Below are 10,939 nucleotides of genomic sequence, written 5' to 3' on the forward strand. Positions count from 1 at the left end.
GACGAACCGCCGTGCCGCGGGCGGCCCGGGCCGGCCCGGCGCGGGATCGTGCGCGCCCATCGTCAGCAGATACCGCGTGCCGTTGACGTCGGCGAGCGCCCGGTCGTCCGGGACGAACCACGGCGTGGACGCGCGCACGGCCTGCACCGGCGCGCTGTCTATCTCGCTGCCGTAGCTGGTGAGCAGTTGCAGCCTGCCGTCGCTGATCCGGACCTGTCCGGCCCGGGTGAGCGAACGCAGGCGTTTGCCGATGCGCACGCCTGTGGCCGTGAACTCCGGTTCCGCCATGTCTGGCCGCCCCCTCGCGGTGTTCCCGTGGTTCTTTGGTGCGCCCCCGTTCGGGACGGTCGTCCCGTCGCGTGCAGTCTGCCCCGGCTCGGCGGGGAGCACCAGTACGCGCGGGGCGCGCAGAGGGGTCGCCCGGAGCACTCGCGCGCATGCGCCCCCCTCCGCTCGCACATGCGTGCCCCAGCCCGTCTTGGGGTGGCTCAAAGATGCGTTTATGCAGGTGGGAAGCGGTGTGAAAGGTGCCTATGCTCGATCTGCCGGCCCGCGCGAGGCGCCGTCGGTGAACAGCGTAAGGAGCCCCGCCGTGAGCACCACTCCCCAGATCAGCACCGGCGCCACCCTCGACGTCGACCGCAGTGACCCCGCCTACCGTGACTGGCTGAAAGAGGCCGTCCGCAAGGTTCAGGCCGACGCGAACCGATCGGCGGACACGCACCTGTTGCGCTTCCCGCTGCCCGAGCGGTGGGGTATCGACCTCTACCTGAAGGACGAATCCACCCATCCCACCGGCAGTCTCAAGCACCGGCTCGCCCGTTCCCTGTTCCTCTACGGCCTCTGCAACGGCTGGATCCGCCCGGACCGCCCGGTGATCGAGGCCTCCAGCGGCTCGACGGCGGTCTCCGAGGCCTACTTCGCGAAGCTGATCGGTGTGCCCTTCATCGCGGTCATGCCGCGCACGACGAGCGCGGAGAAGATCCGCCTGATCGAGTTCCACGGCGGGCGGTGCCACTTCGTGGACGACTCCCGGAAGATGTACGAGGAGTCCGCCCGCCTCGCGGTGGAGACCGGTGGCCACTACATGGACCAGTTCACCTACGCCGAACGCGCGACGGACTGGCGCGGCAACAACAACATCGCCGAGTCGATCTTCCGTCAGCTGCGGCTGGAGCGGTTCCCGGAGCCGGCCTGGATCGTCGCCACGGCGGGCACCGGCGGCACCTCCGCGACCCTCGCGCGCTATGTCCACTACATGCAGTACGACACCCGGATCTGCGTCGCCGACCCGGAGAACTCCTGTTTCTTCGAGGGCTGGACGGCCGGTGACCCGGACGTCACCTGCGACTGCGGCTCCCGGATCGAGGGCATCGGCCGCCCGCGTATGGAGCCCAGCTTCGTGCCCGGCGCGATCGACCGGATGATGAAGGTCCCGGACGCGGCCAGCGTCGCCGCCGTACGGGCCCTGGAATCGGCCATCGGCCGCAAGGCGGGCGGCTCCACGGGCACCGGCCTGTGGAGCGCGCTGAAGATCGTCGCCGAGATGGTGGCCGAGGGGCGTACGGGCAGCGTCGTCACGCTGCTGTGCGACCCGGGCGACCGGTACCTGGACAAGTACTACTCGGACGCGTGGCTCGTGGAGCAGGGCCTGGACATCGCCCCGTACGCCGCCGCGGTCGACACGTTCCTGGCGACGGGCGTGTGGCCGGACTGAGCCGCGCCCCCGGGCAACCGCCGTGCGGCAGGCGGGTTGCCGGGTTGTGAGGGTTTGGTGACGACTCAATTGGAGCCCTGGGCAAGCTTGTTGCGCCTAAGTGACTGATAAGATCATCCCACTTTTCAGTGGACTGACGGCGTGTCATGAACGCGTCTGGGGGACAGTCTCGAAGGCACCGTCGCGCTGTTCACGTTCCCGGCGCGATGCGACTTGAAGAGAGTCTCATGACGTCATTGACTCAGGATCCACTGCTGTGGATCTTGCTCGTGGTGCTCATCGCTGCGGTCGTCGCAGTGATGCGGGCCCGGAGAACCAACATGGCGCTCCGAAGAACGAAGAAGGACCTGGAGGCAGGACTCGGGGAGGCCCGCGGCGACGTCGGAGAGCTCCACGCGCACATCGCCGCGCTCACCGCCCAGCACCAGCGCGACCTCGCCGACGTCCGGGCGGACGCCGAGGCGGCGACCAAGGCGGTACTCAAGTCCGCGATGGGAACGCTCCAGTCGCTCGCCGAGGAGCAGCAGGTCCTCCTCGACGGCCTCTTGAAGAAGTACGGCGACACCACCGAGGTCCTGGCCGACCTGATGACGGTCGACCACACCGGCAGCCAGTTCGGCCGCCGCGCCAAGGGCATCTCCGTGCTGTGCGGCGGCTGGCTCGGCAGGCGCGAGGGCGCCGCCACGGTCTACGACGTCGCGCGCAGCGCCCAGGGCCGGATCAAGGACTTCGACCGCGTGAGCGTCCACTCGCAGGTGAACGTCTCCCTCGTCGGCAAGGCGGTCGAGCCGGTGGCCGTCGTGCTGGCCGAGCTGCTGGACAACGCGACGAACTACAGCGCGCCCGGCACCCCGGTCGAGGTCAACATCCAGACCGTACCGACCGGTGTGTGCTTCATCGTCGACGACGCCGGGCTCGGCATGGACCAGGAGACCAAGGACCGGGCGGCGGCCCTGCTGTCGGTCGACGGTCCCGTCGACATCACCGGGCTCGGCGATCCGCCGCGGTTCGGCTTCGCCGTGTGCGGCATGCTCGCCGCCCGCTACGGCTTCGCCGTCTCCGTCGGTTCCGTGTCCCCCTACGGCGGAGTGCGTGCAGTGATTCGTGTGCCCGAAAGTCTCCTCGCGGCCGACGCGCCCGCCCCCGTGGCCGACGCCCAGGACACCACCGGCCCGGAGGCGGCCCCCCAGCGACTGGCGCCGGTCCCGGTGGTGGGCCCCACCCACGTGGTGGGGACGACCTCGGGAGGCCTGCCCAAACGCCGGCGGCGCAGCGGCCCCGTCACGGTGGTCCCGGCACTCGACGCCACCGCCGGTCAGGACGGCACGTCCGAGCCCGCCAGCGAGGTGACGGCGTCGCGCCTCGGGGCGTTCGCGCGCGGAACCCAGCTCGGGCGCACCACGAACACCACGGAAGGACCTGACAACAAGTGAACATCGACCTGTCCTGGGTGCTGAACGACGTGCTCGAGGTCCGCGGAGCCCGGCACGCGATCCTCGTCTCGGGCGACGGCCTGCTCCTGCAGCGCTCGGACGACATCGGGCGGGACGACGCCGAGACGAACGCCGCCGCCATGAGCTCCATGCAGTCGCTGAGCCGGGCCGTCGCGGGGTTCGTCGGAGCGGGACACGGGATCTGGAAGCAGACGCTGCTGGAGTACGACGGCGGCTGGATCTTCCTGATCGCCGCCGGCCAGGGGTCGTACCTCGCCGTCTCCGCCGCGCTGGACGTCGACATGGAGGCCATGTCGTTCCGCATGCAGAAGACGGTCTCGGGCCTGAGCAAGGCGATGAGTGTGGCGCCCCGCTCGGACAACGGCGTGGGCGCATGACGACTCCCGGCGAGGAAGCCTCCGTCACCAGCGACTTCGTCCGCTCCTACGTCATCACGGGCGGCCGGACGCTGCCGGACTCGGACGACCTGGCGCTGCACACCCTGGTCACCCTGGCCCCCGACCGGACACCCCCGCTGGGAGCCGGCCCCGAGGTGATGGCGATCTGGAAGCTGTGCGCGGGCGGCTACCTGTCGGTCGCCGAAGTGGCCGGCCACCTGGGACTGCCGGTGGGGGTGGCCCGGCTGCTGCTGACCGATTTATTCGAGCAGGGACACCTCCTGCGCCGCGCCGAGCCGCCCCGGGCTCAGAACGTTGACAGAGCGACCCTGGAAAAGGTTCTGAATGGACTCCAATCCCTCATCGGCTGAGCCGGCCCCCGGCTCGATCTACGTCTCCAGCGCGGTGACCAACGCTGCCAAGATCCTGGTCGTCGGGCATTTCGCCGTGGGCAAGACGACCTTCATCGGCTCCCTGTCGGAGATCACCCCGCTGCGCACCGAGGAGAAGATGACGCAGGCGTCGCTCCACGTCGACGACCTCAGGGGCGTGGCCGACAAGACCACCACCACCGTGGCCCTGGACTTCGGCCGGCTCACGCTCAGCGACGACCTCGTGCTGTACCTGTTCGGCACCCCCGGACAGCAGCGCTTCATGCAGCTGTGGGAGGACATGGCCCGCGGCGCGCTGGGAGCGCTGCTCCTGGTCGACCCCGCCCGGCTGGAGGAGACGTTCCCCGTCATCGACCTCGTCGAGCGGTACGGCCTGGAGTACGCCATCGCGGTCAACAGCTTCGAGGAGGGCAAGGTGTACGAGGAGGCGGAGGTGCGCGAGGCTCTCGACCTGCTCCCGGACACCCCCGTCGTCTACTGCGACGCCCGCGACCGGCAGTCCTCCGCCCAGGCGCTGATCGCGCTCGTGCGTCACCTGCTCACCCGGGCCGCCTGACACGAGCGCCCGCGGCCGCCCCGCACGCCCATCCCCCGATCCCGGGCTCAGGCCCTCCGCCCGGGCCCGGGACCTCCGCCGGGACCCCGGCCCGGCACCACCCCCCGGCCCCCGGCCCGGACGGCCCCGGCCCCGGCCGGCACCATCCGCCCGGACCCTCGGCCCGGAGCCAGCAGAAGGAACCCCATGGACCGTCAGTCAGCCCCCGCCCCCGCCGGCGCCAGATGCCCCCTGCACGACGCCGCCTTCGCCGCCGACCCGCACCAGGTCTACGACCGGCTGCGCGCCCACGGTCCGGCCGGACCGGTCGAGCTCGCCCCCGGCGTCGACGCGACCCTGGTCGTCGGCCACGAGATGGCGCTGCGCGTGCTGCAGAACTCCACGCTCTTCGCCCGGGACGCCCGCCGGTGGAAGGCCCTCAACGAAGGCCGCGTCGGGCTGGACAGCCCGGTGCTGCCGATGATGGCGTACCGGCCCAACTGCCTGTTCACCGACGGCGCCGTGCACCTGCGGCTGCGCAAGGCCGTCACGGACAGCCTCGCCCGGCTCAACATCACCCGCATCCGCCGGGACGTGGAGCCCATCGCCGACTACCTCATCGACCAGTTCAGCGAGCGCGGCCGGGCCGACCTGCTCAACGACTACGCCAAGCTGCTGCCGCTGCTGCTGTTCAACCAGCTCTTCGGCTGCCCGGCGGACATCGGCGACACCCTCACCAGCGCCATGTCGGCGATCTTCGACGGCAAGGACGCCCTGCGCGCCAACGAGGAACTCACCGCCTGCCTCATGGAGTTGATCGCCCTCAAGCGCCGCCGGCCCGGCGACGACGTCACCTCCTGGCTGATCCAGCACCCCGCCGGGCTGACCGACGAGGAACTCAAGGACCAGCTCGTGATGCTGATGGGCGCCGGCGTGGAACCCGAACGCAACCTCATCGGCAACGCACTGCTCCTGCTGCTGTCGCCCGACGCGAGCGGGCGCGACTCCGGGCTGCTGGTGGAGGAGGCGATCGACGACGTGCTGTGGAACCAGACGCCCATCGCCAACTACGCCACCCACTACCCCGTCCAGGACGTGGACCTCGGGGGAGTGGTGGCCGAGGCCAACACCCCGGTCGTCATCAGCTTCGCCGCCGCCAACAGCGACCCCGCGCTGGCCGACGCCCGCCGGAAGCATGGCAAGGGCGCCCACCTGGCCTGGGGAGCCGGTCCGCACGCCTGCCCCGCCAAGGACCCGGCGCAGGTCATCGCCGTCACCGCGATCGAGAAGATCCTCAACGCCCTGCCCGACCTGACGCTGGCCGTTCCCGACAAGGAGCTGGAATGGCGGCCGGGGCCGTTCCACCGCGCCCTGGTCGCGCTGCCCGTGGCCTTCAGCCCGACCCCGGCCACCCGTATGGTCTCCGCCATCCGCAACCGGACCGTCTCCGCCGCGGCGGAGCAGCCACTGCCCACGGCTCCGTCCTCCGGGGCGCCCGCCGGCCGCCCGGAGCCGGCCAGGAAGAAGGGATTCTGGAGCAGTTTCCTGGACATTTTCCGGGTCTGAGGCACGGCATGTGACAGGAGCAACACTGTCAGGCGCATGACGGAGGAGAGGGGAAGGGTAGGTTCCGGCGGTAACGGTAGCGCCCAGCCACAAAGGAGCTTCGCGTGACCGCCGTTGGCGTCATACGCGGTACCACCCCCGACCGCCGAGTCGTCATCCCCCTCCTTCGCCGCCTGAGGTCCGGCGAGGGCCTGGCCGACCCCCTCCCCGTCTGGCGGGAACTGCGCGCGCTCGGCGACGTGGTGCCCGCGCCCTGGGGCGGGTACTTCGTGACCGGATTCGAGGCGTGCAACCAGATCCTGCGGGGCAGGAACTGGCTCGTCCCCGACTTCGACTGGCAGGAGCGCCAGCCCGATCCGGCGCGCTGGCGGGAGCCGGCGACGCGGGAGATGACACGGACCCTCTCCCGCCTGAACCCGCCCGTGCACACCTTCCAGCGCCGCGCCCTGGGCAACCTCTTCGACCGCGGCACCCTGGAGGCCATGCGGCCCCGGATCGCCGGCCACGTCACCCGGCTCCTGGACCGGCTCGCCTTACGGCTGCGCACCCACGGCGAGGCCGACTTCGTCGGCACCGTCGGCGACCAGCTCCCGATCCACACCGTCGGCCAGTGGCTCGCCGTGCCGGCCGAGGACTACCCGCGGATCCTGGACTTCACCCACCGGCAGGTCCATGCCCAGGAACTCCTGCCCACCAAGAGCGAACTGGCCGTCTCCGCCCAGGCCACCCTGGAGATGAGGGACTTCTTCACGCGCCTGATCGCCCACCGCCGCCGCCACCTTGGCAACGATGTCCTCTCCGGCTGGATCCGCTACTGGGACGCCCAGTACCCCGACGACCGCGCGACGGCGGACCAGACGCTCTACGACCTGACGATGTTCATCACCATCGCGTCCCTGGAGACCACCGCCACCCTGCTGACCAACGCCGTCTGGTTCCTCACCCGGGACCCGGCCCTGGCCGACTGGCTGCGCCGGCACCCCGAACACCTCGACGACGCGATCGACGAGGTGCTGCGCTACGACCCACCCATCCACCTCAACTCCCGGTACGCCGCCGACGACACCGTCCTCGCCGGCGTCCCCATCGCCAAGGACACCACCGTCCACGTCCTCTACGGCGCCGCCAACCACGACCCGCGCCGCAACGAGAACCCGCACGTGTTCGACATCCACCGCAAGGGCGCCCATCTCACCTTCGGCGGCGGGGCCCACTACTGCCTCGGCGCCGCCCTGGCCCGCCTGGAGGCCCGCCTGCTGCTCAGCGAGCTGCTGGAACGATTCCCCACCCTGCGGCCGACCGCGGGCCCGACGTACGCGAGCCGGATGGTCTTCCGGCGCGTCACCTCCCTGACGGTGACGGCGTGACCTCCTTCAGGCGCCGTCACCGCCCCTGACGCGACGACCCGCCCGAAACCACCGACATGACTCCTCCGAAAGCGACGACATGACCGCCCTCCCCCTCACGGCTCTCCCGGCCGGCCCCGTACGTCAGACCCTGCGGACCCGCCGGGAGGGCCCCGTCCTCACCATCGAGCTGAACACCCCCGAGCACGGCAACACCGTCACCGACGCCCTGCTGGACGACCTCCTGGCCGTCCTCCAGGACCAGGACCCGGCGATCCGCGTGCTCGTGCTCACCGGGAGCGGCGACGACTTCAGTCTCGGCGGGGACCGCGGCGAGTTCGCCCGGCACCTCGCCACCGACCCCACCGGCAGCGGCATCCGCGTGTCGGGAACCAAGGCGCGGCGCGTCTGCGACGCCCTGACCGGGAACCCGGCCGTCACCATCGCCCGTGTCCACGGCAAGGCCATCGGGGCGGGCATGGCCCTGGCGCTCGCCTGCGACCTGCGGGTCGGCTCCGAGGACGCCACCTTCCGGCTGCCCGAGCTCGCCCTGGGGCTGCCCACCGCCTGGGGCGGCCTGCTGCCCCGGCTCATCAACGAGGTCGGCGCCGCCCGGGTCCGTGAACTCGTCCTCACCGGCCGGGCGTTCACCGCGGCGGAAGCCCACGCCCTGTCCATCCTGCAGAAGGTCGTGCCGGTCCACGAGCTCGACGCGGCCGTCGACGCCTGGGCCAGGCCCGTCGTCCGGCGCCCCCCGGCGGCCCTGCGCGTGACCAAGACCCTGCTCAACTCGCTGTCCGCCGCCTCCCGCCTGGCCGACGTCTCGACGCTGGACGCGGAACTGATGGCAGCGGTCGTGTCCGAGGCGTACCGCGCCCGCGGCGACTGATCACCGCCGGGACACGTACCCGTCCAGGGACGTCACCGCGTCACGGAAGGCGCGCCCCAGGCCTGCGCGGGCCGGCCTGAGGACGAACCGGAACGGCGCCGTCCCGTCGGCGGCGAAGGTCCACCGCACACGCGTGCCGGTGCCCCAAGGCGTGAGGCGCCACTCCTCGGCCAGGGCACGGGCCCCGGGCGCGTTGGTGCTGTCGACGCGGTAGGCGTACACCTCGGGCGCCTTCGCGACGAGCACCGTCTCCGCGAACCGCCCCCCGCCCCTGAGCCGGATCTCCCGCCCGGCGCCGCCGTCGGTGGCCCGGGCGAGCGTCACCGCCGCGAACCACTCGGCCCAGCCGGGCACGTCCTCGGCGAGCGCGCGGAAGACCCGCTCGGGCGAGGCGGAGATGTTCCGCGCGAAGACGAAACGCACGGGCGCGGTCTCGATGAAGCCGAGATCCACCGGGCGCAGACGACGAGCCATGGACGAAACCCCCTCATGACAGTCACACCGGCGGTTGACCGAGTACCGTCACCTTAGCTGAGGGGCTCTCAGATGTCTGTGCCGTCCTCTTCCCCGGGCTCGCCCGCCACCAGCACCCGCAGGTGCTCGGAGATCTCCGCCCGGGCCTCGGCGGGCAGGCCGGCATCGGTCACCAGCGTGTCCACCTGCTCCAGCGCGGCGAACGAACTCAGGCCCACCACACCCCACTTGGTGTGGTCGGCGACCACCACCACCCGGCGCGCGGAATGCACCAGCCGCCGGTTGGTCTCGGCCTCCGCCAGGTTGGGCGTGGACAGGCCGGCCTCCAACGATATGCCGTGCACCCCGAGGAAGAGCAGATCGAAGTGGAGCGCGGCGATCGCCTGATCGGCCACCGGCCCCACCAGCGAGTCCGACGGGGTGCGCACCCCGCCGGTCAGCACCACCGTCGCCGCCCCCTGCCGCTGCCCCGACGTGCGCTGCGCCGCGTGGAAGACGTCCGCGACCCGCACCGAGTTCGTCACCACGGTCAGGTCGGGCACCTCCAGCAGATGCTGCGCGAGCGCGTACGTCGTCGTACCACCGGACAGGGCGATCGCCGCTCCCGGGCTGACCAGGCGGGCCGCCGCGCGCGCGATGTCCTCCTTCGCGGTCAGCTCCAGCCCCGACTTCGCCTCGAACCCCGGCTCGTGCGTGCTCGCCTCGACCACCGGCACCGCGCCGCCGTGCACCTTCTCCAGCACACCCTGGCGGGCGAGCGCGTCGAGATCGCGGCGCACGGTCATGTCCGAGACGCCGAGCTTGCGGGTCAGTTCGTTGACCCGTACCCCGCCCCGGCGCCGGACCTCGTCCAGGATCAGGGCGCGGCGCTGCTCCGCGAGGAGGTTCTGATTCTCGCTCACGTACGCTCCGGTCCTTTCGCCGCCATCCGTCCGACACGCCCGGCGCACCGGCTCCGACCAGGAAGTTCCAGCTGTCCGGCAGTGCGCGGGCGTCCCATCTTTTCACGGGTCGGCGCCGGTTGCGCCACCGTGTCGCGACCCGTCCGCCGTCACACGGTTCGGGGAGATTTCGTGACGAGAGGTGTGGGCGACCGCCGGACCGGAGATCCTGGAGCGCGCACGACACAGACGTCAGGGCGTCACGGGGGAAGTGCGAGAACAGTGGAACGCGCGCAGGAGCGCCCGGCGGGGCAGCGGCAGCAGCGCCCGGCCGGGCCGTACACGGGCCGGGCCGGCCGGCCGCCGGAGACCGAGCTGGAACTGCTGGTGCACGGGGTCGGCGGGACCACGCCGGAGAAGATGCTCGGCGACCCGCGCACGGTCCGGGTCACCGGTGACGACACGGCCGCCGTCTTCCGGCGCGCCGAGGACGCCGAGGGTGCCGAGGCCGCTCGGGACGGGAGCGGACGGGAGGCCCGGAGCGGACCGGTCCGGGAGGCGTACGTCTGGTGCAACCTCACCTCCGGCGACGGCAGCCGCGCCCTGTGGCTGTTGCTGCTGCCGTTCATGGTGGTGAACCTCGCCCACTGGATGCGCCCCGCCGCACCCGGCCGGCCACGCACCGTGCGGCTCTACGGGCTCCTGGTGCGCCTGACCGCCCTCACCCTCACCGTGTTGCTGGTGGCCGCCGCCTGCGAGGTGGCCCTCGACCTGGTCGCCTGGCAGTGCGCGGGCGTCCAGGACTGCGTCCGCCGCCACTCCTGGCTGGACTTCCTGTCACCCGCCGCCGGCGGCTGGTGGAGCGCCCCCGGCCGCCGACTGGCCCTCGCGGCAGCGCTTCCGACCACGCTGACCGGTCTGCTCTGGTACCTCTCGCACCGCACCTGGCGCGCCTACGAGTCCCACCTGCCGCTGACCCCCGACTCGGCGCGGCCCGGCGGCGACCGCCGGCCGACCGGCACCGGAACCGAGCCGGACAGTGGTGGATCCGCGAGTGCCGGGCCGGAGCCGGACAGGGGCGGGCCCGCCCCGGTCAGCGGCGGCCCGGCGCCGGGGAGCGGTGGACCCGGGTCGGTCAGCGACGGCTCCGCGCCGGGGAGTGATGGTCCGGAGCCGGCCAGTGGGGGAACAGTCCCCGCCGGGCGCGGGCCCGAGCCGGACGGCGAGGGTCCTGAGTCCGCCACCCACGGCAGCGCGCTCGCCCGGCCCGGGTTCTGGTACGGGCGCCGGCTGGTCGCCCGGCTGCGG

General features: G+C 72.0%; 11 protein-coding genes and 1 pseudogene. 9 read left to right on the top strand and 3 right to left on the bottom strand.

The genetic code is table 11. The features are described from left to right. Positions 1-288 (bottom strand): hypothetical protein (locus tag ABZV94_RS36955; protein WP_356348600.1); only part of this gene is annotated, 288 nt, incomplete at its 3' end. Positions 289-592: 304 nt separating this feature from the next. On the opposite strand from ABZV94_RS36955, the gene ABZV94_RS36960 reads away from it, so the two are divergent. The 8 genes from ABZV94_RS36960 (at position 593) to ABZV94_RS36995 (ending at position 8,276) form a co-directional block, all read left to right on the top strand. Further along, positions 593-1,717: a PLP-dependent cysteine synthase family protein gene (locus tag ABZV94_RS36960; protein ID WP_356348602.1), complete on the top strand. Its 1,125-nt coding sequence runs from the start codon at positions 593-595 to the stop codon at positions 1,715-1,717. A gap of 227 nt (positions 1,718-1,944) precedes the next feature. After that, positions 1,945-3,150 carry an ATP-binding protein gene (locus ABZV94_RS36965; RefSeq protein WP_356348604.1) on the top strand — a complete coding sequence of 402 codons (1,206 nt, stop codon included), beginning with the start codon at positions 1,945-1,947 and terminating at the stop codon, positions 3,148-3,150. Continuing rightward, positions 3,147-3,548, top strand: a complete 402-nt coding sequence (locus ABZV94_RS36970; RefSeq protein WP_356348606.1) for a roadblock/LC7 domain-containing protein — start codon at positions 3,147-3,149, stop codon at positions 3,546-3,548. Before ABZV94_RS36965 ends, ABZV94_RS36970 begins: the two co-directional genes overlap by 4 nt. Beyond that, positions 3,545-3,919 (top strand): DUF742 domain-containing protein, encoded by a 375-nt coding sequence (locus ABZV94_RS36975; RefSeq protein ID WP_356348608.1) that lies wholly within the window; start codon positions 3,545-3,547, stop codon positions 3,917-3,919. Before ABZV94_RS36970 ends, ABZV94_RS36975 begins: the two co-directional genes overlap by 4 nt. Further along, the gene (locus ABZV94_RS36980) at positions 3,894-4,496 is read left to right on the top strand and encodes an ATP/GTP-binding protein (RefSeq protein WP_356348611.1); all 603 of its coding nucleotides are present in this window, start codon (positions 3,894-3,896) and stop codon (positions 4,494-4,496) included. The genes ABZV94_RS36975 and ABZV94_RS36980 overlap by 26 nt, the downstream gene beginning before the upstream one ends. Before the next feature lie 186 nt (positions 4,497-4,682). Beyond that, positions 4,683-6,041, top strand: coding sequence for a cytochrome P450 (locus tag ABZV94_RS36985; RefSeq protein ID WP_356348612.1), 1,359 nt, complete (start codon positions 4,683-4,685; stop codon positions 6,039-6,041). A gap of 104 nt (positions 6,042-6,145) precedes the next feature. Continuing rightward, positions 6,146-7,408: a cytochrome P450 gene (locus tag ABZV94_RS36990; RefSeq protein ID WP_356348614.1), complete on the top strand. Its 1,263-nt coding sequence runs from the start codon at positions 6,146-6,148 to the stop codon at positions 7,406-7,408. Positions 7,409-7,487: 79 nt separating this feature from the next. Then, positions 7,488-8,276 (top strand): enoyl-CoA hydratase/isomerase family protein, encoded by a 789-nt coding sequence (locus tag ABZV94_RS36995; RefSeq protein ID WP_356348615.1) that lies wholly within the window; start codon positions 7,488-7,490, stop codon positions 8,274-8,276. Here ABZV94_RS36995 and ABZV94_RS37000 read toward each other — a convergent pair whose 3' ends face one another. After that, entirely contained in the window at positions 8,277-8,750 is a 474-nt protein-coding gene (locus ABZV94_RS37000; protein WP_356348617.1) for an SRPBCC family protein, read from the bottom strand. Positions 8,751-8,818: 68 nt separating this feature from the next. Beyond that, on the bottom strand, positions 8,819-9,652 hold the full coding sequence (locus tag ABZV94_RS37005) for a DeoR/GlpR family DNA-binding transcription regulator (protein WP_356348620.1): 834 nt from the start codon (positions 9,650-9,652) through the stop codon (positions 8,819-8,821). A gap of 399 nt (positions 9,653-10,051) precedes the next feature. On the opposite strand from ABZV94_RS37005, the pseudogene ABZV94_RS37010 reads away from it, so the two are divergent. Continuing rightward, positions 10,052-10,939 (top strand): annotated as a pseudogene (locus ABZV94_RS37010) (hypothetical protein); the annotation flags it as partial.

This window comes from Streptomyces sp. NPDC004658, from assembly GCF_040609555.1.
Lineage (GTDB): Bacteria > Actinomycetota > Actinomycetes > Streptomycetales > Streptomycetaceae > Streptomyces.

Coding starts and splice junctions, on each gene's coding strand:
- ABZV94_RS36975 (WP_356348608.1), top strand. CDS start 3,545: ATGACGACTCCCGGCGAGGAAGCCTCCGTCACCAGCGACTTCGTCCGC.
- ABZV94_RS36995 (WP_356348615.1), top strand. CDS start 7,488: ATGACCGCCCTCCCCCTCACGGCTCTCCCGGCCGGCCCCGTACGTCAG.
- ABZV94_RS36965 (WP_356348604.1), top strand. CDS start 1,945: ATGACGTCATTGACTCAGGATCCACTGCTGTGGATCTTGCTCGTGGTG.
- ABZV94_RS37000 (WP_356348617.1), bottom strand. CDS start 8,750: ATGGCTCGTCGTCTGCGCCCGGTGGATCTCGGCTTCATCGAGACCGCG.
- ABZV94_RS36980 (WP_356348611.1), top strand. CDS start 3,894: ATGGACTCCAATCCCTCATCGGCTGAGCCGGCCCCCGGCTCGATCTAC.
- ABZV94_RS36985 (WP_356348612.1), top strand. CDS start 4,683: ATGGACCGTCAGTCAGCCCCCGCCCCCGCCGGCGCCAGATGCCCCCTG.